This window comes from Asanoa sp. WMMD1127 (genome assembly GCF_029626225.1).
Taxonomy (GTDB): Bacteria; Actinomycetota; Actinomycetes; order Mycobacteriales; family Micromonosporaceae; genus Asanoa.
On the sequence record NZ_JARUBP010000001.1, the window covers coordinates 1767217 to 1792077 of the forward strand.

General features: G+C 66.0%; 24 protein-coding genes and 3 tRNA genes. 13 read left to right on the forward strand and 14 right to left on the reverse strand.

Annotation, left to right across the window (positions count from 1 at the left end; all coding sequences use genetic code 11):
- Positions 1–8 precede the first annotated feature (8 nt).
- The 8 genes from O7635_RS08495 to O7635_RS08530 all read left to right on the forward strand — a co-directional run bounded on the left by O7635_RS08495 (position 9) and on the right by O7635_RS08530 (position 5579).
- Positions 9–1061: a polyprenyl synthetase family protein gene (locus tag O7635_RS08495; RefSeq protein ID WP_278085407.1), complete on the forward strand. Its 1053-nt coding sequence runs from the start codon at positions 9–11 to the stop codon at positions 1059–1061.
- Positions 1062–1083: 22 nt separating this feature from the next.
- On the forward strand, positions 1084–2562 hold the full coding sequence (crtI, locus tag O7635_RS08500; protein ID WP_278085408.1) for a phytoene desaturase family protein: 1479 nt from the start codon (positions 1084–1086) through the stop codon (positions 2560–2562).
- Positions 2559–3152 carry an isopentenyl-diphosphate Delta-isomerase gene (gene idi, locus O7635_RS08505; protein ID WP_278079869.1) on the forward strand — a complete coding sequence of 198 codons (594 nt, stop codon included), beginning with the start codon at positions 2559–2561 and terminating at the stop codon, positions 3150–3152. The genes crtI and idi overlap by 4 nt, the downstream gene beginning before the upstream one ends.
- Positions 3142–4053 (forward strand): MerR family transcriptional regulator, encoded by a 912-nt coding sequence (locus O7635_RS08510; protein WP_278079870.1) that lies wholly within the window; start codon positions 3142–3144, stop codon positions 4051–4053. The genes idi and O7635_RS08510 overlap by 11 nt, the downstream gene beginning before the upstream one ends.
- A gap of 289 nt (positions 4054–4342) precedes the next feature.
- Positions 4343–5155, forward strand: a complete 813-nt coding sequence (locus O7635_RS08515; protein WP_278079871.1) for a polysaccharide deacetylase family protein — start codon at positions 4343–4345, stop codon at positions 5153–5155.
- Between the two features lie 153 nt (positions 5156–5308).
- Positions 5309–5381, forward strand: a tRNA-Glu gene (locus O7635_RS08520).
- Positions 5382–5418: 37 nt separating this feature from the next.
- Positions 5419–5492: transfer RNA gene (locus O7635_RS08525), tRNA-Asp, on the forward strand.
- A gap of 13 nt (positions 5493–5505) precedes the next feature.
- A tRNA-Phe gene (locus O7635_RS08530) sits at positions 5506–5579 on the forward strand.
- A gap of 130 nt (positions 5580–5709) precedes the next feature.
- On the opposite strand, the gene O7635_RS08535 is transcribed toward O7635_RS08530, so the two are convergent.
- From O7635_RS08535 to O7635_RS08555, 5 genes are all read right to left on the reverse strand, one after another.
- Positions 5710–7044, reverse strand: coding sequence for a site-specific integrase (locus tag O7635_RS08535; RefSeq protein ID WP_278079872.1), 1335 nt, complete (start codon positions 7042–7044; stop codon positions 5710–5712).
- Between the two features lie 526 nt (positions 7045–7570).
- Entirely contained in the window at positions 7571–9262 is a 1692-nt protein-coding gene (locus O7635_RS08540) for an FtsK/SpoIIIE domain-containing protein (RefSeq protein WP_278079873.1), read from the reverse strand.
- Between the two features lie 59 nt (positions 9263–9321).
- Complete coding sequence (locus O7635_RS08545; RefSeq protein WP_278079874.1) at positions 9322–9633, reverse strand: hypothetical protein; 312 nt, start codon at positions 9631–9633, stop codon at positions 9322–9324.
- Positions 9630–10319, reverse strand: coding sequence for a DUF2637 domain-containing protein (locus O7635_RS08550; RefSeq protein ID WP_278079875.1), 690 nt, complete (start codon positions 10317–10319; stop codon positions 9630–9632). Before O7635_RS08550 ends, O7635_RS08545 begins: the two co-directional genes overlap by 4 nt.
- 1 nt (position 10320) lies before the next feature.
- A complete protein-coding gene (locus O7635_RS08555) occupies positions 10321–10515 on the reverse strand; it encodes a hypothetical protein (protein WP_278079876.1) in 195 nt (64 codons plus the stop codon).
- Between the two features lie 366 nt (positions 10516–10881).
- Between O7635_RS08555 and O7635_RS08560 the strand changes: the two genes are divergently transcribed.
- The 3 genes from O7635_RS08560 (at position 10882) to O7635_RS08570 (ending at position 12561) form a co-directional block, all read left to right on the forward strand.
- The gene (locus O7635_RS08560; protein ID WP_278079877.1) at positions 10882–11625 is read left to right on the forward strand and encodes a helix-turn-helix transcriptional regulator; all 744 of its coding nucleotides are present in this window, start codon (positions 10882–10884) and stop codon (positions 11623–11625) included.
- The gene (locus tag O7635_RS08565; protein ID WP_278079878.1) at positions 11613–12104 is read left to right on the forward strand and encodes an NUDIX domain-containing protein; all 492 of its coding nucleotides are present in this window, start codon (positions 11613–11615) and stop codon (positions 12102–12104) included. Before O7635_RS08560 ends, O7635_RS08565 begins: the two co-directional genes overlap by 13 nt.
- A gap of 73 nt (positions 12105–12177) precedes the next feature.
- Positions 12178–12561 (forward strand): hypothetical protein, encoded by a 384-nt coding sequence (locus O7635_RS08570; RefSeq protein ID WP_278079879.1) that lies wholly within the window; start codon positions 12178–12180, stop codon positions 12559–12561.
- 2 nt (positions 12562–12563) lie between these two features.
- Here O7635_RS08570 and O7635_RS08575 read toward each other — a convergent pair whose 3' ends face one another.
- Together O7635_RS08575 and O7635_RS08580 are read right to left on the reverse strand one after the other, a co-directional pair.
- Positions 12564–13112, reverse strand: a complete 549-nt coding sequence (locus O7635_RS08575; RefSeq protein ID WP_278079880.1) for an HD domain-containing protein — start codon at positions 13110–13112, stop codon at positions 12564–12566.
- Positions 13113–13158: 46 nt separating this feature from the next.
- Positions 13159–13407: a hypothetical protein gene (locus tag O7635_RS08580; protein WP_278079881.1), complete on the reverse strand. Its 249-nt coding sequence runs from the start codon at positions 13405–13407 to the stop codon at positions 13159–13161.
- 107 nt (positions 13408–13514) lie between these two features.
- On the opposite strand from O7635_RS08580, the gene O7635_RS08585 reads away from it, so the two are divergent.
- Positions 13515–14285 (forward strand): XRE family transcriptional regulator, encoded by a 771-nt coding sequence (locus O7635_RS08585; RefSeq protein WP_278079882.1) that lies wholly within the window; start codon positions 13515–13517, stop codon positions 14283–14285.
- A 1028-nt stretch (positions 14286–15313) separates the two neighbouring features.
- On the opposite strand, the gene O7635_RS08590 is transcribed toward O7635_RS08585, so the two are convergent.
- From O7635_RS08590 to O7635_RS08615, 6 genes are all read right to left on the reverse strand, one after another.
- Entirely contained in the window at positions 15314–16330 is a 1017-nt protein-coding gene (locus O7635_RS08590) for a pyruvate kinase (protein WP_278085409.1), read from the reverse strand.
- An 86-nt stretch (positions 16331–16416) separates the two neighbouring features.
- Positions 16417–17484, reverse strand: a complete 1068-nt coding sequence (locus O7635_RS08595; protein WP_278079883.1) for a thiamine-phosphate kinase — start codon at positions 17482–17484, stop codon at positions 16417–16419.
- Positions 17481–18653, reverse strand: coding sequence for a DNA methyltransferase (locus O7635_RS08600; protein ID WP_278079884.1), 1173 nt, complete (start codon positions 18651–18653; stop codon positions 17481–17483). The genes O7635_RS08595 and O7635_RS08600 overlap by 4 nt, the downstream gene beginning before the upstream one ends.
- Positions 18619–19905, reverse strand: coding sequence for an HD domain-containing protein (locus O7635_RS08605; protein ID WP_347405266.1), 1287 nt, complete (start codon positions 19903–19905; stop codon positions 18619–18621). The genes O7635_RS08600 and O7635_RS08605 overlap by 35 nt, the downstream gene beginning before the upstream one ends.
- Positions 19906–21132, reverse strand: a complete 1227-nt coding sequence (locus O7635_RS08610; RefSeq protein ID WP_278079885.1) for a hypothetical protein — start codon at positions 21130–21132, stop codon at positions 19906–19908. It lies immediately after the preceding gene.
- Positions 21133–22900: 1768 nt separating this feature from the next.
- Positions 22901–23533 (reverse strand): class I SAM-dependent methyltransferase, encoded by a 633-nt coding sequence (locus O7635_RS08615; protein ID WP_278079886.1) that lies wholly within the window; start codon positions 23531–23533, stop codon positions 22901–22903.
- Between the two features lie 57 nt (positions 23534–23590).
- Between O7635_RS08615 and O7635_RS08620 the strand changes: the two genes are divergently transcribed.
- Entirely contained in the window at positions 23591–24313 is a 723-nt protein-coding gene (locus tag O7635_RS08620) for a Stf0 family sulfotransferase (protein ID WP_278079887.1), read from the forward strand.
- On the opposite strand, the gene O7635_RS08625 is transcribed toward O7635_RS08620, so the two are convergent.
- The gene (locus tag O7635_RS08625) at positions 24300–24836 is read right to left on the reverse strand and encodes a putative immunity protein (RefSeq protein ID WP_278079888.1); all 537 of its coding nucleotides are present in this window, start codon (positions 24834–24836) and stop codon (positions 24300–24302) included. The genes O7635_RS08620 and O7635_RS08625 overlap by 14 nt on opposite strands.
- Between the last annotated feature and the right edge of the window lie 25 nt (positions 24837–24861).

Below are 24861 nucleotides of genomic sequence, written 5' to 3' on the forward strand. Positions count from 1 at the left end.
AACGGCACATGCCGCCGGTCGACGGGCGGTTCCGCGCGGCGATCGACACCACCCTCACCGAGTTCCTCCGGCACGAATGCGCCCTTCTCGAGTCCACCGACGCCGCGCTGCGACCGTTCGCCGCACAGGCCCACGACAGCGTGCTGGCCGGCGGAAAGCGACTCCGGCCGACCTTCGCGCACTGGGGCTGGCGCGGCGTCGTCGGTCCCACGCCCGCCGTCGAGCCGGTGCTACCCGCTTTTGCCGCGCTCGAACTGCTGCATTCCTTCGCCTTGATCCACGACGACGTGATGGACGAGTCGGCGACCCGGCGCGGGCGGCCCACGGCGCACGAGACGTTCGCGGCGCAGCACGTCCGGGCGGGCCGGGTCGGTCCGGCCGAGCGGTTCGGCACCGCGGGCGCCGTGCTGGCCGGCGACCTGTGCCTCGTCTGGGCCGATCGGCTGCTCGCTCGCGCCGACGTGCCGGCGGAGGCGCTGCTGGCCGCCCGGCGCTGCTACGACGAGATGCGCGTCGAGGCCATCGCCGGCCAGTTCCTCGACGTGTTGGGCGACGCCGAGCCCGACCGCTGGTCGGTCGACCGCGCGCTGCGGGTCGCCCGGCTCAAGACCGCCGCGTACACCGTGACCTGGCCGTTGCTCTTCGGCGCCGCGCTCAGCGGTGGCGGGGCGGCACTGACCGACGCCTACCGGCGCTACGGCGCCGCGGTCGGCGAGGCGTTCCAGCTCTGCGACGACCTGCTCGGCGTGTTCGGCGACCCGGCGGTGACGGGCAAGCCCGCCGGCGACGACCTGCGCACCGGCAAGCCCACGGTGCTGCTGTTACTCGCCCGCCAGCTGGCCACCCCGGCCCAGGCGGCCCACCTGACCCGCAATGCCTGCGCCGACATCGAACACCTCGCGAAAATCGTCGCCGACACTGGCGCGGTGGCCGCGGTCGAGGCCATGATCGACAACCGGGTCAGCGCGGCGCTGGCCGTGCTGGACGAGGCGCCGATCGACCCCACCACGCACGCCGCGCTGCGCGACCTCGCGGTGACGGCCACGCACCGGTGGTCATGACGGCTAACTTCAGGAGATGCGCGTGCGAACCGTGACCGGACCCAGCGAGCGGGTGGTGGTGGTCGGCGCCGGCCTCGGCGGCCTGGCCGCGGCCCTGCACCTGGCGGGCGCGGGCCGGCAGGTCACCGTGGTCGAGCGGGAGGCCGTCCCGGGCGGCCGGGCCGGCCGGCTAAGCCTCGACGGCTACGAGTTCGACACCGGCCCCACCGTGCTCACCATGCCCGACCTCATCGCCGAGGCGCTGGGCGCGGTCGGCGAGGAGCTCGGCGACTGGCTCGACCTGGTCCCCCTGGACCCGGCCTACCGGGCGCACTACCCCGACGGCTCGACGCTCGACGTCATCACCGACACCGCGCGGATGGCGGCCGAGATCTCCCGCGTGTGCGGCCCCCGTGAGGCCGACGGCTACCTGCGCTTCGTCGACTTCGCCCGCGACCTCTGGCGGCTCGAACGGGCCGACTTCATCGCCCGCAACTTCGACGCGCCGCGGGACCTGCTCACCGGCAACCTGCTGCGGCTGTTCGCCACGGGCGCGTTCCGCCGCCTGCAGACCAAGGTCAACCAGTTCTTCCGCGATCCGCGTACCCGCCGGATCTTCTCCTTCCAGGCCATGTACGCGGGCCTGGCGCCGCACGACGCCCTCGCCATCTACGCCGTCATCGCATACCTCGACTCGGTGGCCGGCGTGTTCTATCCGCGCGGGGGCATCCACGCGGTGCCGCGCGCGCTGGCCGGCGCGGCCGAGAAGCACGGCGTGCAGATCCGTTACGGGACGGCGGTGACCCGGGTCGAGACCGCCGGCGGCCGCGCGGTTGCCGTGCACACGGCCACCGGCGAGCGCATCCCGGCCGACGTCGTGGTGCTCAACCCGGACACGGTCGCGGCCAACACGCTGCTCGGCGAGGCGGCGCACCGGTCGCTGCGCTACTCGCCGTCCGCCGTGGTGCTGCACGTCGGCTCCCGCCAGGGCTACTCGAAGATCGCCCACCACAACATCCACTTCGGTCGGGCCTGGCGGCGCACCTTCGCCGAGATCATCGACCGCGGCGAGCTGATGTCCGACCCGTCGTTGCTGGTCACCAACCCGAGCCGCACCGAGCCCACGGTGGTGCCGGCCGGCCGGCACAGCTACTACGTGCTGGCGCCGGTCCCCAACCTCGACCGGGCGCCGCTGCACTGGCGCGGCCCGCTCGGCGACCGCTACGCGGGCGAGCTCATGACCACCCTGGAGCAGCGTGGCTACCACGGGTTCACGGCCGGCGTCGAGGTGTCGCGGGTGATCACGCCGGCCGACTGGGCCGCCGCCGGCTTGGCCGCGGGCACCCCGTTCGCGGCCGCCCACAGCCTCTTCCAGACCGGGCCGTTCCGCCCGGGCAACCTGCACCGCACACTGTCCAACGTGGTTTATGTCGGCTCCGGGACCCAGCCCGGCGTCGGCGTGCCGATGGTGCTCATCTCCGGCAAGCTCGCCGCTGGCCGGATCGTCGGAGGACTGACATGACCGACTCTCGCGAACGACACCTCGTCGAGCTCGTCGACGACGACGGCCTGCCGATCGGCAGTGAGACCGTCGAGGTGGCGCACCAGCGTCCCGGGCTGCTGCACCGGGCGTTCTCGGTGGTGCTGATGGACCCCGATGGGCGGGTCCTGCTGCAACGCCGAGCCGCGGTGAAGACGCGCTTCCCGCTGCGCTGGGCCAACACCTGCTGCGGCCACCCCGCGCCGGGCGAGGAACTCGCGGTCTCCGCCAACCGGCGGCTCAAGGAGGAGCTCGGCGCCGCGCCGGTGTCGCTCACCGAGGTCGGCGTCTACGTCTACTACGCGGAGGACCCGACGACCGGGCGGGTCGAATGGGAGTACGACCACGTGCTGCTCGGCCAGGTCGGCGGCGACGAAACCATGCTGCCCGACCCGGACGAGGTCGCCGAACTGGCCTGGGTCGACCCGGACGTGCTGCCGCGGGCCATCCGGGCGGAGCCGACCCTCTACTCGCCCTGGCTCGCCGGTGTGATCAACAAGGTCGCGACGGCCCGCTCGGTCGGCGCGGCCGCCGCCGACGGCGACACCGCGGAGCGGTCGGGTGGCCGATGAGGGCCTGAGCGCCGGGGCCGTCGCGCGGCGCCTCGGCGTCGCCGTCACCACGCTGCGCACGTGGCACCAGCGCTACGGGCTGGGGCCGAGCCGACACGTGCCCGGCCACCACCGGCGCTACACCCCGGAGGACCTGTCGCGGCTCGAGGTGATGCGCCGGCTCACCGCCGAGGGCATTGCCCCGGCCGAGGCGGCCCGCTGGGCGCGCTACGCGCCGGACCTGCCACCCCGCAGCGAGGCCGCCCCCGCCGCCGTCCGGGCCGGTGGTGGTTTCGCCATCCCCGTCGGGCGGGCCGGTCCGGCCGCGCGCGGCCTCGCCCGGGCCGCCATCCGCCTCGACGTCGTCGCGATGCGCGACATCATGACGCGGGCCGTCGCCGCGGACGGCGTGGTGTCCACGTGGGACGGCGTGCTGCGGCCCGTGCTGGCCGGGATCGGTGAGCGGCACATGGCGACCAAACGGCTGATCGAGGTCGAGCACCTGTTCTCGCGTACGGCCACCGAGGTGTTCGCCGCCATGCCGCGGCCACGGAACGGGGAACCGCCCCGCGTGCTGCTGGCCTGCACCGACGAGGAGCAGCACAGCCTGCCGCTGGAGGCGCTGGCCGCCGCGCTCGCCGCCGACGGGGTGGGCAGCCGGCTGCTCGGGGCGCGGGTGCCCCCGACGGCGTTGAGCGACGCGGTCGAGCGTACGGGCCCGGATGTGGTCATGCTCTGGTCGCACGCGCCCGAGACCGCGCACGTGGCGCAGTTGGTGGCGCTGCAGGAAGCGCCCCGCCGACCGGTGATGATCGTCGCCGGCGGTCCGGGGTGGACGGTCGACGCGCTCCCCGCCGGTGTAATCGCGCCAACCACGCTCGGTGAGGCGCTGCAGCTCATCGAGACGTGGGTGCGCCGTTAGCTCTCGGGTCATACTTTCGGGAGTCGAAACTCGGCTTTTCGTCCGCTACCGTGTGTGCGGTCCTCGCCGGTTCGGCCGGTGCCCCTAGGGAGCACGCCCCCGCTCCCGCCGCCCAGGGCCTGTCCTGCCGATCAACGTGAGCCGAGACGGAGTCCAGGTGTCGTCTGGTGGTGGCCCGGAATTGCCCGGATACCGGTGTCGTATCCGGGTGATTCCGGGACGCCGCCAGGCGGCAGCTGGGCCCGTCGCAGGCCGCGTTGATCGGCAGGACAGGCCCTAGGAGTGGACGATGACGAGACGCGTCGCGGTCGCCGCCGCGCTGGTCGTCCTCACGCTGCTGGTGGGCTCACGCTGGGTGACCAATCGGTCGGCGGTGTTGGCCAACGAACGCGTCCCCTCCTCGCCGAGGCCGTCGGTCGCCCCGGTGGTGCCGCCGCCCACGCCGTCTCCCTCGACCTCGCCGTCGAAGCAGGTCGCGGCGCCGAAACCCAAGCCGAAGCGGCCCGGGAGTGGCCCCTTCGGCAGCCTCAAGTTGACCGGGCGCAAGCAGGTGGCGCTGACGTTCGACGACGGGCCGCACGCGGTCTGGACGCCGCAGGTGCTCGACCGGCTCAAGGCGGCCAAGGTCAAGGCCACGTTCTGCGTCGTCGGCTCCCAGGTGAAGAAGCACCCCGAGCTGGTCCGGCGGATCGTCCGCGAGGGCCACACCCTCTGCAACCACAGCTGGAACCACGAGCTCGACCTCGGCACGAAGAAGCCCGCCCAGATCAAGGCCAACCTCGAGGCCACCAACCGCGAGATCCGCAAGGCGGTGCCGAACGTGAAGATCAAGTACTTCCGGCACCCGGGCGGCAAGTGGACCGCCAACGCCGTCAAGGTCGCCGACGAGCTCGGCATGCAGCCGCTGGACTGGGACGTCGATCCGCGCGACTGGGAGGCGAAGGACGCGAAACTGATCGGCTCCCGCGTCATCGGCGGCGCCCGCTCAGGCTCGATCATCCTGATGCACGACGGCGGCGGCGACCGCAAAGCCACCCTCGGCGCCTGCCCTAACGTGATCAAAAACCTGAAATCCCGCTTCGGCATCGCGCTGCTCCGCTGACCTGGTGGGGTTTCGGCGGGTTTGCGGTACCGCTGATACCGGTTTGGAGAGGGAGTCGGGCATCGCGTATGCTTTCGAAGCCTCCGGCGGGGCCGGATGGGAGCACTGCCGCAGATTCGCGCCTGGATCCTCATGTGCGATGATTGCGGGGCCGCCCTCATCGTCTAGCGGCCCAGGACGCCGCCCTTTCAAGGCGGTAGCACGGGTTCGAATCCCGTTGGGGGCACGGTAGGACCCCGGTTCCGGCCGGGGAGCAAGAGCAAGGTCCTGTGGAGCAGTCGGAGTGCTCGCCGCCCTGTCAAGGCGGAGGTCGCGGGTTCAAGTCCCGTCAGGACCGCGTTTAGCACCACGGCCAGGTAGCTCAGTTGGTACGAGCGTCCGACTGAAAATCGGAAGGTCGGCGGTTCGACCCCGCCCCTGGCCACATAGCCTTTCGCCGGGCTACAGCAGCGTCCACCAGCGGAAACGCGTCGGTGGGCGTTTTGCTTTCTGTGGCTCTTCGTGCGGTCTGGAGATCGTTTAGGGCTGGATTGTCAGGGCGTTGTCAGGGTCGGTCAGGCTGTCCGGCCGCGGGCGACGTAGCCGCGGGTCTTCTTGGCAAGATCCATTGCGGCCTGCTCCTGGAGTGAGCCGTAGATGTCGCTCGTGATCGCGATTGACTTGTGTCCGAGGGTCTTGCTGACCACCGCGATGTCCGTGCCCATGGAGATCAACCATGCGGCCCGGAAGTGGCGGAGCGCGTGCAGCTTGGCTGCCGGGATGTTGGCTCGCCGCAGCAGCCGCGAGACGACCTTGGTGATGTAGTCGGGGTGGTACGGCGTGCCGTCCTCCCTCGTGAAGATGTAGCCCGCGTCGTGGTAGTCGGTGCCCCACGCGAGGCGCTCCTTGGCCTGCTTCGCGCGCCAGGCGGAGAGGTCTTTGCGCGCGTCGGCGTCGAGGTAGACGACCCGGTCCTGGCCCGCCTCCGTCTTGGCCTCGCGTTCGACCACCTGGTAGCCGACGCTGACGCGCTGTCGGCGGACGACGAGGCGACCCGTCTTGAGGCTGACGTCCTCCCACTTGAGGCCGGCGAGTTCGCCTCGGCGGAGACCGGAGTAGCCGGCGACGACCACGAGCGGGAACAGCCGCTCGTTGACGATCCGGTCCAGGAGAGCCGCGTACTGCTCTGGCTCCGGTGGCGTGACCTTGTGCCGGTCGACGCGCGGCAGTTCGGCGTCCATGGCGACGTTGCGCGGGATGAGTCCCGCCTTGACGGCGCTTTTGAGCGATCCTGACAGGCAGGCGTGGATACGGGCGACGCTGGCGGACGAGATCGGTCGCGGGACCGCGACCCGCTTCGGCGCGACCATGCGGATCTTGCCGGCCGCTTTCCGTTTCGCGTTGACCCGCTCGGCCTCGTCTTTGTGGATCTTGTTCTTGGCTTCGGCCGCCGCGATCTCTTCGCGCCGCTCGCGCTGGATCTCCGCGTACGCGCGGGTGATGTCCAGCCCGCGCAGCTCGGCGAGCTTGCGATGGCCGAGCTTCGGGACGAGATGGTTCTTGATGTTGTCGGCGTAGCCGCGCGCCGTGGTGTCCTCGATCTCGTCGCGCTTGATCTTGCCGTCGAGCCACTCGGGCAACCACTCACCGAGCGTCTTCTTGGTGTCGCTCGGGAGCGTGCCGGTCGCGTGCCGACGGACTGTCTCGGCGCGAGCTTCGGCCGCGTCCTTGACGCTCTTGTAGCCGTCCTTGCCGAACTGGCGCCGCTTGCCGTTGGCGCCAGCCGATGCCTCGAACCGCCACGAGAACGTGTGCGTCCGGCAGCGTTCGCCCTTGGGCGGGCACGCCTCGGTGCAGCGCTGGTACACCCCCTTCTGGCGGGGTGCCGGTCTGTACCACGTCTTTGCCAAGGTCATTTGCTCCTTTCGATATGTGAGGTGTACCCACACCGTACGCCCAGGTGTGGGTACACCTCAACCTTTTGATCAGGGATCGGACGCTGATCTCCTGAGCTGGGTCAACTCAGCGTTGTCAGGTGGATGTCAGGCGGCCGGTTGCTCCGGGATGCCGAGCGCCCGCATGATCGAGGCGCGGGTTACGCGTAGCCGGCCGCCCAACTCCAGTACGGGAACGGGAAACTGTCGCGTTCGTGCGAGTGCGTAGGACGCATCGCGCCCGAGTCCCCAGCATCGGCCCGCTGTCGGAACGTCTACTGTGGCCTTGAAGTGACGAATCTCTTCTGTGCTCGGCACGTTTACAACGCGCCTTTCTTGTTGCCTCCCCTCGTCTGTCGTGTCTCCGTTGGCAGTGATCGTGGCTCACCTCCTTCCGCTGGTGTCGTCGGTTTGTGCGTCTCGTTGTCCGTCCCGTCGTCCGTCCGCGCGCTGATCTGCGCAGACGCGCGCGAGCGGACGGACGTCCGTGCGGACGATCGGGTCAGGCGCGCCAGCGGCCGCGGGCGACTTGGCGGGCGCGGCCCGCGGCCGCGTGGACCTGGAGCCGGTCGTAGATCCACGTACGCCGCATGCCAGTGATCCTCATCAGTTCAGGCACGGCGAGGCCGTCATCCGGCGCTTGCTCCAGTGCCGACAGCAGCGTCCGGTCTGGGTCCACGGTCGAATGCGGGTCGATGATCTCGCTCGGCTCGATCGGTGTCGTGGTGTGGTCGATCGCTGCTTGGGAGAGCGGATCGAGGTCGGGCCGCGTGCTGGAGTAACGCGCGGCCGTCGCGCTGACGTGGTCGTCGGTAACCAGGTAGGCCCGCGCACGACGCGGCTGTGTGTGGCCGTCGGCGAGCACGTAGAACTTGCCTGGGGCGTCGAGGGTATGAGCGTGCCAGCCAGCGGCCAGCAAGCCCTTGTCGAGGATGAGATCGACGTCCCGGCGTTCCCGGACCCGTAGGCAGACGCGGACGCTCATCTGCGAGCGCAGTGCCCCGCCTCCCATGGCCTTCTGCGTCGGGCGCTGAGTTGCGGCGAGCAGGTCAACGGCGACGGCCCGTCCGCGTCGGGCGATGGACTCGGCGTGCGCTACAGCCTCCGGGGCGGTGTCGGCAAGCTCGGCGTACTCGTCGATCACGATCACGAGCGCCGGTGCCGCCGCGGTGGGCTGCCACACGCGGCTGTTGTCCCGGCTGGACGCGTGGGCGCGGGCTTCGAGCACGGCGACGGCATCGGCTAGGAGGCGGGTCGCCTCGGCTGGCGTGGTCGCCAGCCGCGCGAGACACGGCGCCCACGGACGTAGCTCCATGCCTCCCTTGAGGTCGATGCCCCACAGGACCACGTCGGGGCACGCGGCGAGGTTGCCGAGGATGACGTTCAGTACGCCGCTCTTGCCGGAGTCCGTCGTGCCGCCAATCAGCGCGTGGCGCCGCTGGAGCGGGACGCGGACAGTGGTCGCGTCTTCGAACACGCCGAGTTCGATCGGATCGGCGAGGGATCGGGCGGTTGGCCCGGGCCACGGGATGGCGCCGGCGTGCGGATCGGCGGCGAGCACGCGCATCACGAACCGACCAGCGTGCGCCGGGTCCTGCTCGACGCGGACCGCACCGGGTCGGGTGCCGAGTGCGGATTCGATCGCGGGAACGTGGGCGATGACGTCCGCGACCGTCTGACCGGGTCGTAGCGACATCCGGGCGCGCCAGCCCCACGTGTCGACCACGGCCGACCGGATGCGCGAGCCCGTGAGGCCGATCGCCTCCGCGATGTCGGGCCAGGCGTGGATGACCCGGTCGACCTTTACGCGGGCGCGGCGGCGCCGGTGGGTCCACCAGGGCACGGCGAGCACGACCGTGCCGAGGACGAGGACCATGAAGAGCGGTCCGCTCCCCGGGCCGTACGCGGTCGCTGCGCTGAGCCAGGCGCCAGCGGCGGCACTCGCGATTGCCGCGTAGACGCGTTCCTCGGTGCGTTTGATGCCCCACGGCAGACCGCGCAGCCCGGCGGCGAGCGTCGCAGCGACGGTTGCCAGCGAGACCCACGGCCACGCGTAGGCGTGCGCGTGGTGCAGCCACACCGAGGCGATGCCAAGCACCAGCGCGGTCGTCAGGGGTGCGAGTTCGGAGCGGTAGCGGAACAGGCCACGCCCGATCGCGGCAATCGCGATGAGGAAGAGCGGCTCGTCAGGCACGAGGAGCAGCGGCTGCGGGTTGCGACGGCTCCACCGGCGGTGCCGCCGTCCGTATGCCCTCATCGGCCGAGGCTCGCGTCGGGCGCCCACGGCTTGTGCTCGGCGACCTGGTCCCGGAGATAGGCGAGCGGGTCGGCTTCGCCGTCCTTGTCGGCGTCGAGCGTGGCGCGGGTGGCGGCGAGCAGGTCAGCGAAATCCCACCTGGCGCGGGACAGGAGCGAGGCGAGCCGGTCGAGCTCGGCGAGCAGGACCGGGATGTCAGCGATGGCGGTCCAGATGTGGGTTGGTGTCAGGCGGGTCTGTGCGGCGTGCAGGTGAGCAGTGATGGCCTCCGGGTCGACTGTGGGTCGTGGCACGTACGGCGTGGTCATCGGTTGGTCTGAGCCTCCTTCCGGTCGGTGGTTCCGGTGGTCTCGGCGGCGAGGCGACGACGGATCTCGGTCGCTTTAGGCCCGGCGATGTGGAGCGTCGAGCGCAGCGCGTCGCGGGTGATCGCTCGGCCGTCGTGAGCGGCGCGGTACCGGGCGTCGGCCTCCCGCGCGGCCTTCATGAGCGCGTCGTCGGTCCGTGGACCAGGTCTGCCTGGTCGCCTCCGGGGACGGGACTGAGTCCGGGACTCGGGACGGTCCTGCGCGGCTGTCGCCGTCCCGCGGATCGCTCGCAGGGCGTGCAGGTGAGCGGTCAGGCCGAGGACGGCTGCGGGCACCGCGCCCACGAGAACGACGATCGGCCACGAGATCGTGAGCAGTCCCGCGGCAACCAGGTGGTATCCGGCGTTGCCGACGATGCTCGTACTGATGGCGCCGACGGCGTTCGCGCGGGCGAAGCGCTGCGCGCGCCCGGCGTTCGACGGCTCGGCGAGCCAGACGCGCGCCGACGTCATGGCGTACGCGTCGATGGTGATCGGCAACAGCCAGGCGAGCCGGTCGGGCCAGCCGGCGACCTCGGCCAGCCCACGCAACCCGGCAAAGCTCGCGATTGCAGCGGACGCGGCGGCGACGGCCATGCCGGCCATCACCCACCCGTCGCGCTGTGCGGTGTTGACGTGGCGCCCCACGTCAGAGGTCCAGTCCGGCGATGAACCGAGCCAGGGACCGGAGGCCGTTCCCGATCTCGGGGCCGATCGAGGACGACGCAAGGAAGTAGCCGAACGCGGCGCAGATCGCGGCTTGCCAGAGCGGGAGCTGGGCGTACCGCCACAGCAGGTAGACGAAGACGCCCAGCAGGAGCACTGCTGATACGGCGATTGTCACCGTGTGCCGCCGTGAGATTCGCGGCGGCCGGACCGGCGGCGCCGTAGCCGGCTGGCGCGGTCGAGGTCGGCGTTGCTCAGGCGCGTGCGGTGCCGCCGGTTCCAGCGCTGGCGGGCAACGCACTTGCGGCAGAGGGTCGGATGGTCGGCGTCGAGCTGGGCACCGCAGGGACAGGTCGGCTCCGCGGACTGGTTGTTAGGTGTGATCGTTGATCCCTCCTCTCGGGCAATGCCGATCGCGTCGGTCGCATCGGCTGCCATCGAGAGTGCTGGGAATAGACGGGACGTAATCAGGTCGTGGCTGGACGTGTCAGAGATGTCTCGCCTATCGTGGTGCGGTCGCGGGGACGTCTTGACTGGGGAGACGATGGCGAACGATCGACTACGCACTGCGATGCTCGAACGTGGCGTCACTCCGCAGGACCTGGCGGAGAAGCTGAACGTCGACCCCAAGAGCGTCGAGCGGTGGGTCAACGGACGGACGCCGTACCGGCGACACCGGTACGCGGTCGCGGCACACCTCGGCGTGGACGAGGCCTACCTATGGCCCGACGCCCTCACCAGGGATCAAGCGGCGAACGCCAGCGAGAGCGAGATCATCAATATTTTCCCGCACCGCTGGACAGTGCCCACGGACTTGTGGCGGAACTTCTTCGACACCGCAGAGGACGAGATAGGTGTCCTGGTGTTCAGCGGCCTGTTCATCCCGGAGGACGCAGGAATCCTGCGCGTCTTCCGCCGCAAGGCCGACGATGGCGCCCGCGTGCGCATCCTGCTCGGCGACCCAACCAGCGAGGTCGTGGCTCAACGCGGCTTGGACGAGGAGGTCGACGACCTCCAGGCGGCGCGAATCAGGAACTCGATCGCGCTCTACCGGTCGCTACGCGACGTCGAGGGGATCGAGTTCCGCTTGCACCGGACCGTCCTCTACAACTCGATCTATCGCGCGGACAACCAGTTGCTTGTGAACTCCCACATCTACGCCCTTCCCGCGTCGAGCGCACCCGTGCTGCAACTCCGCGCGGTCGCAGGCGGCAGCATGGTCACCACCTACATGGAGAGCTTCGAACGCGTCTGGATGGGCGCCACGCCGCTGGAATGGGAGAGCTGACGGTGGCTCGGCGGATCGACTTCTACGACGATCCCGAGGCGCCCGCAGCCAACAGCCTCGTCCCGTCCGCGAACGTCGTTGTGGTGAACGATGCGGGCGAGCTGCTGCTGATTCGCCGTTCGGACAACGAGAACTGGGCGTTGCCGGGTGGGGCGATGGACCTGGGCGAGTCGCTGCCGGACACGGCGGTCCGCGAGACGCTGGAGGAGACAGGCGTCCGGGTCGAGATCACGGGCTTGGTCGGCATCTACACCGACCCGCGGCATGTACTGCTCTACACGAGCAACGGCGAGGTCCGGCAAGAGTGCTCGATCGTGTTCGTGGCCCGGCCGACCGACGGCACGCCGACCCCAAGCGCCGAGTCGGCCGAGGTCCGCTGGACGGCCCCAAGCGACGCCGCGACTCTGCCGATGGACCGCTCCATGCGGATGAGGATCGACCAGTTCCTCAAGTCGCCTGGCGCGGTCCACATTGGATAGCGACGCAATCGGTGCCGCCGCCGATGTCTTCTCGGCCATTGGCACCGTAGGCGCTCTGCTCCTGGGACTCTCCTTGCTGCGCCGCGAGTTGCGGCGCGAAGCCTCCCGCGTAGAGGACGAGCGCCGCGCGCAGGCCGAACGGATCAGCGCATGGGTAGAAGCCGTCCGGACGGTGGACGGCAAGCGCGAGCTGGCGTTCCACATCCACAACGCGAGCGGCATGCCCATCTACGAAGTCGAGTTGCCGTTGCCCGCCCACGAGGGCGAAGAGCAGGGTTCGGAGTTCGTCGGTCTGGTGCCTCCGGGGCAGACGGTCAAGCGACCCGCACCGCACGAGTGGCTGCGCTCCTACGTCGAGCCTGAGCCGGTTCAGATCGAGTTCCAGGACAGCGCCGGGCGCCGCTGGAATCGAGACGAGCAGGGCACGCTGTCGCGCGCCGACGACGACCGCGACTGACGCTACGAGCCGTTGACGAGCGCTCGTATCGTTTGGACAGAACCGACGATCCTCGAACTCGCCTCTCGGATCGACTCGGCGACGACATCGCCGTTGCCGTACCGGGAAAGGATCTCCGCGAGGCGCTGGTGAACGTCGACCGGATCACCGTCCGGACTCGTGGTCATGTCCGCGTAGGTCAGCGCGTCGGAAACCAGCCCGTCGACCTCGGGGAACTCGGTGAGAAGCTGCTCGTCGAGATCCCGGTTGCGCGCCTCGATGGCGGCACACGAGTGGTGGGCAACGAGGCGACACACGAGGCTGTCGACCTGGGCGACGTCCCGCAGATATCGCGCGCCGTCGAGCTGATGCAGTCCAGTGCGCACCAGGTCTGGCGCATAGCCCACGTCATGGAGCCAGGCGGCGCGCACCAGAGCCTCGGCCTGATCGCCAACCAGATGAGCGACGGCCTCGGCCTTACGCCCAACACCCTGACTGTGCGCCCAACGACGCGGCAGCGACTCGGCCAGCAGAAGGCGCGCAAGGTCCCGCGCACGTTCAGCCGCCTCCACGGAGACAGGCTAGCGAACGCGCTCGTTGCGCAGGTGTCTGCTGGATCTACCTACCAGCCTCCTCGATAAGGCTTATGCCGCACTCGGCGGCGCGGGACAGAACGAGCGCGAGCCGATCCGCCGTAGCCGACCCGATGTCACCGAGGCGGACGACCGCTATGCCGTGCCGCCCCATGGTGTGGTGGAGCGCGCCGAACTCCTGACCGACGTCAAAGCCCACGTCTTCGAGCGCCAACGCGAGCCGGTCCGCCGACGCCTGCGCGTCGCCTGTCCCGCCCCGTTCGTCGCTCGTCATCGGGAGTGCTCCTGTCGGCTCGAATTGACGCCGAGTCTTCACGTTTCGTAACGGACGGTGAACCACACGGTAGGGACGTCTAGGGACCTCTTCGATACGATGGCTCCGTGAACGGTCCGCTCGCACGAGCACTGCGCAGCGCCGGCCTCGACGCCACCGGCGCCGCGGCGCGGCTGGGCGTCGATCCAAAGACTGTGCAGCGGTGGATGGCAGGAAGAATGCCGTACCCGCGGCATCGCGACGCCCTCGTGCGCCTGACCCGATGGGCACCACACGACCTATGGCCGAACCTTCCCCACCCGGCAGAACCGGCCAGGGCGGACGACGAGGTCCGGATCGTCTACCCGCACCGATCGTCGGTGCCGACCGACGCGTGGACGCGGCTGCTCGGCAGCGCCGAGCAGGAGATCGGCGTGCTCGCCTACAGTGCTCTCTTCCTAGCCGAGGACGCATCGGTCCCGCATATCCTCCGCGAGAAGGCGCAAGCAGGAGTGCGGGTCCGAATCGCACTTGGAGACCCAGAGAGCGAACACGTCGCACGCCGAGGTGACGAGGAGGGCATCGGCGACGGAATGAGCGCCCGCATTCGCACGGCGCTCGTGGGCTTCCAGCCGCTCACTGAGGAGCCCAACTTTCGGATCCGTCTCCATGACACGGTGCTCTACAACTCGATCTACTGGGCGGACCACGAGTTGCTCGTCAATACTCACATCTATGGCCGGCCAGGTGCGCATGCGCCGGTCCTACACCTCAGACAGGTACGACTGGACGGCATGGTCACCACGTATCTTGCCTCGTTTGAGCGCGTCTGGTCAGCGGCGCGAGACGCCGCAAGCGGCGCGTACCAAGGCCACGAGGTCCCGGCCCGCGGAGCCTGACCGACACCCGCATGTCACCGCGGGCAGCTCGCCGGCTTCACCTCTGGCGGCCAGCCTCGGACTCCTCGTGCAAAGTTACGAGCGAACGGATCGCATGCTCGACCAAGATAACCTGGTCGAGGGGGAGCACGTGAGACTCCACCTCATCGTCAGCTAAGAAGTCGATCCGCATCACGGGCAATCCCGAGCTAACGGCAAGGTCAATCAGAGTGAGACGCACGTCGACTAGGTCGGTCTCACGCGACGCTCGCGCCTCATTCGAGCGATGGGCTGCGCCATGCGGCTCACCACCGGCGCACCAATATGGGTGCTCAATGTTCACGATGCCTCCTCGGGCTTGGGCGAGGCGCGGGAAAGGGTCATGCCGTCGGCGCACGACCTGTGCAGACCAGGCGTCGCGACCCCAAACCGTCAGTCGCCACAATTGAGAACTTTGCAGATCAGGCCCAGGCCGACGGCCGATCAATGACGTAGCGGCCCATGTCAGTAGGTGACCAACCGGACGGAACCATGCATCTGTCGCTTACCGCTGAGTGTCCTGTCCTCCGCCGATCCTCACCCCACCCTGTACCTGCAGCCCGGCCGCCCGGAGGCTGTTGTCACGGACGGCCGGGGCCTCAGGAGTGGATAACCACCGCCGGGACGTGGCGTTCCGCCCCAAGAAGAGTCGCGGCGTCAGCACAAATGCGGAACCGCATCTTCACGGACGTCCCGGGACACTTCGCTGTCCCGGACGGAGTACACGATGGCCGGCGCCAGGCACGGGGATTGGTGTCGGCTCGTTGCGACCTTTTGGTAGAGGCCGACCGGCTCATTCCTTAGACGTCGCGGCAGAGTTGGCCACTATCCACAAGGGTGTGCCGCCGATCGGCATCCGTCGGAAGCTGCTAGTCCGCGCACCTGGACACTTGCAGAACAGTCGGCAAAGTTGAGATACTGAGAGTAGGTGACCGCGTTCGGCTGCGGAGATGCGTGCCAAACCTCCATAGGAGAACACGTCGCCAATATCGACCTGAGGCGGCCCGACCCTAACGCATCCGCAGAGATTTCCAGCGGTCAGCGATCGTCCTAACTACGCGTACAGCCTCCACCGGCTTCGAACCAAATGCCGACTCATATGACAACATGAGCCCGGCACAGCCGGAGTCGAGCCAATGCCAGATGTCACAAATCTCGGCACGAGTAGGAATGGAGAAGCGCTCAAGGCCCTCAACCAATTGAGTTGCGAGGACCCACGGAACGTCAGCTTGAACCGCCGCTTGTGCAATCTTCTCGACGTAGAAAGGCAATTCCGCCCAGTGCGCGGACAGAGCGAGGTCTCCACGAGCGGCCATCACGAAGTCAGACACCGCGCAGATAGAGTCCAGCCTTTCTATCCCCCGCATGGTCTCAATCTTGGCCACGATTTTCAGATGAGGCGCGCGTTTCGCCAGAAGATCGCGGAGGTCGTGAATATCCGCATCGTTTGATGCAAAGGACAGGGCAACTGCATCGAAACAGCCACTGTTGGCGATGAAGTCAATCGCTGCAAGATCTTTTTTACAAAGGGACCGCGGAACGTACCCACCGCCCTGGATCGTTAATCCTCTAGACTGTTCAACCGTGCCGCTAGCAGCCAGATGAACCATTGCGCTCCTTAGATCAGCGCCAATGGCGTCAACCACTAATAAAGCACCGCCATCGCCAACCACCACATGATCGCCCACACTGAGGTTTGCGAAGAATGCCTGGTCAGTCACTGGCAACTCGCGAGACACCGCCACGTCAGATCGCGCACCATGGACGAGTCTCAAGGACTTTCCTGCCTCCAGTTTGACGGACAGACCCTCGTCGAACCGGCCCAGCCTGAACTTCTCCCCTGGAAGGTCCGCAACTACAATAGAACTGACATCATTCCGATCGGCATACTTTTTGAACGTCAGCGCAGTTCTTTCATGCACTTCATAGGCATCGTAAGAGAACCCCAGCCGAACACCAGTTGCGCCTGCTTCAACGAGCGCTTCCTCCTTGCCTGAAGCCGCAGGGCCAGCCGTGTACCAGAGCATCGACACGTAGTTACTCTACATCCCCGCGCCAACGTACGGCCTACACCAGGCGCCAATATAGGTGCAAAGCGTCCGCACCAACCGTGTCATTCAATCAAACTAGCCCCGAGAAGACGCGATACGTAGGCTTCAAGGCCAGCCGTAAACCACGAGTCAGCAGCGAACCGCTCGGAATCCAGCGTGAGGAGCCGACCCGAATGTCCCTCGTGTACTAGGTGGACGCCTTCTTCATCGATCACCTCTCCTACGTGGTGCACAGGCACGCCAAGCAGCGAACATGCGTCCTCGATCATATGAACGCTACCGGCAGCGGCGGTGGCAACCAGTTGCCAATCTCCCCAGCCCAGCGCTAATCGTACCGGGTCAACGTCAAGCTCTGCCGCTACAGCTAAGACCTCCTCAGAGAAGCCCACTGCGGAAAAGTTCAGCCTAACGCCCACACGACTTGCATGACATAGACCGTTCAAGGACGGGAAAAGGCCATCCGAGTTGTCCATGACTGCGGTTACCAATGAGGCTCTAGCGAGCGCCGAGCCGACTGCGACCTTGGGCTGAGGCGTTAATACGTTGCGCAAGAGTCGATTCCTGTATCGCCGCAGGCTTTCCAAGCCACGTGTAACGGAGAGATACCCGGCCCAAAATAGGCCAAGGTCGCCAAGGACGAGCACTACATCACCAACTTTCGCCCCCTTCCGGCTGAGTGGCTGCCCGAGACAGGTGCCAATAGCCGTTCCTGAGAGAGCGACCTCCTTCGCCTCCTTTAAATTGCCGCCGACAACTGCCGCCCCACTCTTGGCGCAGCACTCGTCCAAGCCATCGAGTATTCGAAGAAACTGCTTCAACAGCATCGACCTAGGTAGTTCGTATGAAGCGAGAAAACTTCGCGGGACCGCGCCGGCGGCTGCAATGTCGCTAAGGTTGATTACACCGAGAAGCCAGCCCCAGTAGTAAAAGTCATCAAAGCCAAGCAGCGATGCGACCGGAATGGGGCACGGGTCAGTGGATGCGACCACAGGCCCGAGCAATTCCTCAACCTCAAGAACACGAGCACAGTCATCACCGAAATGGTCGTTGGCAGCGCCATACCGGGGAGCAAGAACCTGAGAAATCAACGCTCGCTCTCCGATATCACCCAACGCGACATCGTCCTTCATGTGTCTGCATTATTTCTCGCCAGAATGATCCGCTCTTCGTGTACCTGCGGCTTCATAACTCGGCGTTTTGAGACGTTCCGGGTAAGGCGCGCCTCAACAGTGAACCCAATCTTCGCGAGGTCAATCTCGAAGTCGTCCAGATACGTATCTCGATTAGGCGACTCCCCAATCACAATGGCACACATAGCACCAACCTTCAGAACGCGCGCGATCGCCATAAAGGATTTCCCCATGTCACTCATGTATTCAGACAGAGCGGTTAAGCGACGCCGCCTGTATCGTGCGCCTGTCTCGTCAGCTCGGCAGTCTTCCAAACTCCACTCGAACCAAAGAAATGTGAGTCGCTGCGAGCGGACGTAGTCGGTCATCCCGAAGTACGGAGGCGAAGTCACGACCAAATCGACCGAACGCGGGGGCAAGCCGGCAAGAACGGTAGCGCAAGAGCCTCGTACTACATGTGCGACCGGCGCCTGCATGTCAGCCGTTTCCTGACCTAGATGTAGTTCTGCAGCGGAGGTCGCGTACTGTTCAAGCCGCTGAAAGAAGAGAGTCATTGCCGACTTGTACACAAACTCCTTCGGCCACACGTTGTCACAAATCCAGCCCCAATGTTTGGTCTGACTGCAGGCGAATCGCAGAATGGCCGAAAAGGTGGCCTCTGCAACGAGACGATACTCGCTATCCTGTGCCCGAATCGCTTGCCATATAGCGGATAGTTCGGCTAGAGTGTCTGGGTGATACCACTTTGCGTTTTCTAGGTAGTTTGGAACCTCTTCGGAGATGGTTGCCCAGTTCGACTTCCCCCCTCGGACGAAGAAGTGCTGGCAGGAATGCTTAAGGGAGTCTCTAAAACTCTTCCAGCCTTCCCGTTCAAAAGGTATGAGCTTGGCAGAACTCATCAACGTCGCGGCCGGGTTGGTGTCAACCCCTAAAGATGAGCGACCGAGTCTATGTGCCTCTACAAGAGTTGTGCCACTCCCACAGAACGGATCGAGGACCACCTCACCTGGTCTGCTGAAGTAGCCGATAAGCACACCAGGAACATTAGGCACGAACCTAGCTGGGTACCAGTGGTACCCAGCTAGGCCGGTGTTTCCGCTTGCGCCGTCGAAGTCCCAGTCAAGACCGCGCAGCTCAGAAAGGTAGTTCTGCCTGACCAGCGATTTCATATACTCCACGCTTCGATGGGATAGGACTTCTTCGGTCCGGCGCCAAGCCGAACTCTTCCAAAACCTCGATAGCCTTCTCTTGCATCCATCGGACCGGCTTTACATGCCTTCTGCTCGTAAAGACTCCTGCCAGAGTAGAAACTGATGTCTGACCGATCTCCTCAGGTACCCAACCGTCCCGGCCTATTATCCGAAGAGAAAGCCTCTTTTCGAAGGTGCCACGATCATAGAAGACGTAAGGAACGCAGGGAATTCTCAGCCGCTCCTCGAGACGGGCACGCAGCTCTGCTCGGGGCTCCGGGGCCCTCAGGTCCACGTCCCCCATAGGTTGCCTGTACCAGCCCACAAAGACGGTAGAAAAGAAGTCACCGACAAAGAACCGCTGAACTATTGACGAAACCCCTTTGACCTTCGGCCGCATCCCAGCAAGGTACTTGAGTATATCTTCGTCTGTGAGGCTCCAGTGCTCTTCTCCGAGGAGGCCGGCGTCGATGGCGGCGGTGAAACACTCGGTAAGCATTGCCTGGCTTTGAAGCGTCGGCTCATCAAATGCCAGGATCTCATAAGCCTTCCTACGCCACTTCCGCCATAGGTGGAGGTGTTTGAGGGCGGATTGCGATACACCTAGCGTCGTTTCGTCTGGGAAGAGGCCTTGAGCCAGGCTCGTCGCTGCCCCTATGTCCGGTTGAAATCCCAGACTGACGGACATTCTGTATACGTTGTCGATATTGTCGAGATCGACCGAGCCAGCGACGAGCCTTCCTAGAGGCCCCACGCCCATCACCATGTCCACAACAGACTTCGGGTCGATCTGCATGGTCTCCAGGATCGCCTTTAGCCTCAGTCCTTGCCCATGGTAAACCTGGTGATAAATCGATTCCGGGCGGTAATCGCCCTCGATTATGTGCACCAACATGGACTCGTGAGTCCAGCCGCCGGTTGACTTAAGGATGTATTCAAATAGATGGGCGAAAGCCGGACTACCAACATCATGCAACACCACTGCGGCTAAGAACGTTTCCACGTCCTCCTTCGTGTGCTCTTGACGTAACCTGGGCGCCAGCCTTAGACCGAGCGCGAGGACTCCTAACGTATGGGCATACCGCCGGACGTCGCTTAGCGCAGCGAGATTGGGTGTCGAGGTGTTGATTAGTCGAACTTCACGCAGGCGCTGAACCTCCGGCGCAGCTAAGAGGGAGGTAATTCCGTCAGGCACGCTGAAGGGACCGTACAGCGGATCGGCAACAAACACCTATTTTCCTCCGATCCACTTCCAAATTGCTGTCGCAAGTACTCCGAGCATTACTGCTGCCGCAACTCCCCCGGCGACCCGTAGCCATGCCCAGATATCGGCATCGATGGATATCGCTGTTCCCGCTAGCCCTATGGCAAGCAATGCCAGAGCCGTAAGAGCTTGTCGGATTCGAGTGTGAGAGACGACCTGCGCCACCCGCGGGACCACGTTTCGAGGCGACCGCTTCACGGCTGCTTCGAAGGCGTCGAAGAGGCGACTCGCCCAAAGTTGATCCACCGTTGCAATGCGGTGGCTCGAACGTGCGCGAAGTCCGCCGTTGGCTTTCACGTTGGTTGAGGCATACCTAACAACGTCAAGCGTGTACTCGCGGGTTGCCTGGGGATTACCAGCTTGGATTAACGCTAGGGCGACCAATATGTCAGTCGGGTAGAAGACGTAGTGGTTGCGTTGACCGGCCTTTTCCCGAACCGAGTAGTGATAAGACCGGCTTTCTCCGATGACTTGAGGCTGACGACCACCTGCCCAGTTCAGAAGGCGACTAACTGCCATATCATGCGCCGCATCAAATTCGTGGACGGCGGATTTAAACCCTTGATAGTCTGCGAGCGCAAGGACCGCTAGGGCTAGCTCATCTGGTTGCAGATCAGCGTCTTCTGAAAGTTCTCGACATATCCAGGCCGTGACGTGTTCCGCGTCTGCGGAGGTTTTAAAAATTCGCGAATGACGGAGGCTATACATGGCTTGAGCAGTGGCTAAGAACTTGGGTGACGTGTCTCTGTCGTCGTCATCGTAGTAGTAGTATCCCCAGCCGCGACCGTCGATAATTTTGCTTTTCAAAAGCCTCTCGAATGGTCTCAAATTGTCGCTTTGTCGACCCGCATACTCAGCGTCGACCAGCGCGGCTAGCTTAAAGGTGATGCCAAGGTCGGCCAAGTCGTATGCAGGCGACTTTGACGTCGGAGAAGAGGCATCAGGCACGCCCCCCCAAGCTTGACGAATAAGACGATTATCTGGAGCCATCCCGGCGATCGTAAGTATTTCGATGGCTGCCGACGTCCCGTAGAATCCGAACTGACTTACTTGACGCGAATCGTCCAGGAATTGCCCCCAAGCAACGGCATCACCGATATTGAGGGCCGTCGCTTGCACCAGCTCCCCGATTCGATACCGAGACTCTCGCGCCTGCTGAGCAAGGCGATTGACGTGCCGCGCGGTAGCGATCACCTCTCGCTCCCGTCTAGATTGTGATCTCTGGCGCTTGGGATTGCTGGGGTTTGTCAGCGTCAGGGTACGTGATCAGGTCCGATGACGTCAGAGCTGGGTCTCCATGGCGTGGGTCCACGGAAGCTCGTGTTGGCATCTTAAGTGGCGTCCCGGCTCCGGCCTAGCGGCCTGCTCAACGAGATTGACCCGACCACGAAGCGGCATCTCCGGCCCTAGGCGCAGATCTTGCTGAGCAGGGCGTGCAGCCCTACACTTTCTACATCGGACGGTAGGGCGGTCGTGATCATGGAGCGAGACTGCGACTTCTGCGAGCGGTTAAGCGGTGCTCATCACAGCCGACCATGGTACGACTTCAAGATCTTGGATGCCGACGACGCCTTCGTCGTGGTAGCGGCTCTTGGAGCGTTGGCGCCTGGCCACATCATGGTCGTCACGAGAGATCATCTTGAAAGCATGGCCGAGTTGTCTGTCGAAAACATCCACAGATTAGAAGCGGTCGCAACCAGATGGACTGACAAAGTACGTGAGCGCTGGGGTTGTGCGTTTCTCTTTGAGCACGGAGGTCGCACGTCCGGCGGCGCATGCATTTCCCACGCGCATCTCCAACTCTTGCCGCTTGCCAGCCCGCCCCAATTCGCTGGCCAGGCCCTTAGTTCGCTTGCCGACTTACGGGACGTATGTGGAGGAGGCAGGTCGTATGTCCTCGTCTGGGACGATAACGGCATTAGGCTCGATCCTGATCGAAAACCTGGCGCGAGATCGCTGCGCCGTCTCATCGCTCACTCGCTCGGAAGGCCGGACGAGTGGGATTACCTGGTCTTCCCTAACCTAGATAACGTGCGTCGCACGATCGAGGGTCTAGAACCGCCGCGCGTGTCGTGACGCCGCGCGGTTATGCCCTGCTCTAGCAAAGGCCTTGACGTGTCAATAGCGGACGTACGGCTGGCTGTAGCGAACCAAGACTGTCCTATCAGTTGGCCGCGTAAGAATCGGACCCCATACCTCGCCGTACTTGCATCCGAAGCGCTCCATTGCCGATTCCACAGCTATCTCTGCCGCACCCTTGTCGGCGCACCAGGCAACAGTCTCCCAGCCAGGGCCTTCTAGATCGCCTCTCGATGATCTGACTACCTTGCGCCATACCCGAGCCTCGTAGATGCGGTCGGCCGCCGGTGGTCGTGTTGCGGGAGCAGAACGCGGAAAGTCCAGGTCATCGAAGCGCATGAGGCTAGGGTACGTTGATTCCCCTTGCGCCAACAGGCTCAGCAGTCGCACCTGCCTTGATGGGACCGCTGATAAGGCCTGCGGCTCGGGTGTGCCGACGCTACCTTGAGAGGTCTGGATGCCGAACCAGCCCAAGACGCCGCTTAGGCGAATTCGCTGCGACGAGTCTTTGTGGAACCGGTTCGGTGAGCTAGCGGAGCCTGACCGGTCGGCTGCGCTCCGCCAGTTCATGCGTTGGTACTGCCGCGAGCCGGGGGTCGTCATGCCTAAGAGGCCATCCGGAGATCGGAGCTGAGGCCCTCGTTGTTAGGACGGTGTCAGGAAACCGCGCCGAACTTGTACGAGCGGATCCGGACCACTTCGCGTGGAAGTCGACGCATGCACATGCTAGAGCTGGTGCTGGGCCATGGAAGGGCGGAGCCGGACCGCCAGCGTAGAACTGAAAATCGGAAGGTCGGCGGTTCGACCCCGCCCCTGGCCACATAGCCTTTCGCCGGGCTACAGCAGCGTCCACCAGCGGAAACACGTCGGTGGGCGTTTTGCTTTATCCGCGGGCCAGCACGCTCACCCGGCCCGGTTCGCTGTCCCGTTCGACGACGGTCAGGCCCTCGTCCTCCAGCAGATGCGTGAGCGAGTTGTCGTTGTAAAAGCGGACCGCGCCGGGCACTACGCGGTAGGACGCCGCACGCAGCCGCCAGTACCAGCTCGGTGACGTCTGCCGGGTGCCGTCGCGGGTGGGAGCGGTGATCAACAAGTGCCCGCCCGGGCGGAGGCAGCGGCGGATCTCGGCGATGAAGGCCGCCGGCTGCGGGAGATGCTGGAGCACCAGGACGGCGAGGACGCCACCGAGCGATCCGTCCGGGAAGGGCAGCGGCGCGCGGACATCGTGCGCGGCGAAGGCCGCTGCTGTCGCGTCGCGGGCGGCGCGCGCTCGTGCGACCTCGACCATGCGAGGCGAACCGTCGAGGCCCGTCACGTCGTAGCCGCGGCGCGCGAGGGCCAGGGCGTGCGCGCCGGGTCCGCAGCCGAGGTCGGCCACCGGTCCGGGCGGTGTGACCAACCTGGCGAGCGCGTCCGCGGTCCGCTCGACGAGCTCTCGGTGGTCATCGCGGCGCCGTTCCCAGGCTGCGCTCTCCCGGTCGTACATGAAGCGAAAGAACCACTGCGGTGCCGGCATGGCCGTAACGCTATTTCGGTTGGGTGCGTGGTCAGCCCTTGGTTACCGTCCTCGTCTGTGACACGCCCGGATTTCGACTCCTACCTGATCTGCGCGACGCCCCGCTCCGGCAGCACCTTGCTGTGCGGTCTGCTGGACTCGTCCGGAGTTGCTGGTCACCCGGCCTCCTACTTCAACCGCAAGACCCTGGATCAATACGCCGGTGAGTGGCGGATCGCCCGGCCGCGGGACGGGCGGATCGACGAAGCGTTCGTACGCGCGGCGCTGGTCGCCGGCCGGACTCCGAACGGTGTTTTCGGCGGGCGGATCATGGCGGAGACGATGCCGGAGCTGATCAGCGACCTCGCCGACGGGGCGGCCGAGACAATCGACCTGCTGAGCGCCCAGTTCGGTCGCCTCAAATTCGTCCACCTGCGGCGGCGCGATCCCGTGGCCCAGGCGGTGTCGTGGGCGAGGTCGTTGCAGACGCACTTCTGGCATCCGGGGGAAGCCGTCGAGCCCGGCGGCCAGGATCCTTACTACGACGAAGAGCTTATCGGTGGGCTGGTCGACAGCATCGAGCAGTACGAGGCGGATTGGTCAGCCTGGTTCGCCGCGCACGGCATCGCGCCCTGCGAGGTGACGTATGAGGAGTTGGCGGCAGATCCGCTCGGCACCGCGGAGCAGGTGCTCGGCTATCTCGGTCTGACCGTCCCGCCGGATCGGCAGCTGGTCGTCGGCCACCGTCGACAGGCGGATCAACTCAACGCCGAGTGGATCGCGCGCTTCAAAGCTCGCTGATCTGCTCGCGCAGGGCGTGGTCGAGCTCGCGGATCAGCTCCCCGACCCGCCCGCCACCGGTCGGCGCCGCCGGATAGCGGCGCAGCACCTCGATCACGAGCGGCGCCGCCCGCCTCGCCGCGCGCGCGAGCTGTTCGTCCGCGTCGCCGCCCAGCAGCTCGGCCGCCCGGGCCGCGTGGGCGGCGGCGCCCAGGATGTGCTTGACCTGGGTGGCGTTGGCCAGCGGGTGGAGATATGCGGCGCCGGCGGCGGCCATCGCCGCGCGGACGGCCTCGCCGGCCGCCGAGGTGTTCGCCGCACCGGCCGCTTTCAGGGCGGCCCAGGCGGTGTCGCGCAGAACCTTCCCGCGCTTGCCGCCGGCGGCGAACGCCGAAGCGGCCTCGATCGCCTCCCGGGGCCGCGGGTCGCCGGGCTGGGCGCGCTCGTAAATCTCCAACGCCGCCAGGGCACAGTCCGCGGCGAAGCCCGCGACCGCCCGCAGCTCCGCCATGGTCAACTCGATGTCGCCGGATCCACCCGCCACGGCTCGCCATCCTCGCCTGCCAGGC

What these genes read in the sequence shown, in the direction of transcription:
- O7635_RS08615 (WP_278079886.1), bottom strand. Translation starts at nt 23,533, where the DNA reads ATGCCGGCACCGCAGTGGTTCTTTCGCTTCATGTACGACCGGGAGAGC.
- O7635_RS08515 (WP_278079871.1), top strand. Translation starts at nt 4,343, where the DNA reads ATGACGAGACGCGTCGCGGTCGCCGCCGCGCTGGTCGTCCTCACGCTG.
- idi (WP_278079869.1), top strand. Translation starts at nt 2,559, where the DNA reads ATGACCGACTCTCGCGAACGACACCTCGTCGAGCTCGTCGACGACGAC.
- O7635_RS08590 (WP_278085409.1), bottom strand. Translation starts at nt 16,330, where the DNA reads ATGCTCTGGTACACGGCTGGCCCTGCGGCTTCAGGCAAGGAGGAAGCG.
- O7635_RS08560 (WP_278079877.1), top strand. Translation starts at nt 10,882, where the DNA reads ATGGCGAACGATCGACTACGCACTGCGATGCTCGAACGTGGCGTCACT.
- O7635_RS08495 (WP_278085407.1), top strand. Translation starts at nt 9, where the DNA reads ATGCCGCCGGTCGACGGGCGGTTCCGCGCGGCGATCGACACCACCCTC.
- O7635_RS08545 (WP_278079874.1), bottom strand. Translation starts at nt 9,633, where the DNA reads ATGACCACGCCGTACGTGCCACGACCCACAGTCGACCCGGAGGCCATC.
- O7635_RS08600 (WP_278079884.1), bottom strand. Translation starts at nt 18,653, where the DNA reads ATGAAATCGCTGGTCAGGCAGAACTACCTTTCTGAGCTGCGCGGTCTT.
- O7635_RS08580 (WP_278079881.1), bottom strand. Translation starts at nt 13,407, where the DNA reads ATGACGAGCGACGAACGGGGCGGGACAGGCGACGCGCAGGCGTCGGCG.
- O7635_RS08565 (WP_278079878.1), top strand. Translation starts at nt 11,613, where the DNA reads ATGGGAGAGCTGACGGTGGCTCGGCGGATCGACTTCTACGACGATCCC.
- O7635_RS08595 (WP_278079883.1), bottom strand. Translation starts at nt 17,484, where the DNA reads ATGAAGGACGATGTCGCGTTGGGTGATATCGGAGAGCGAGCGTTGATT.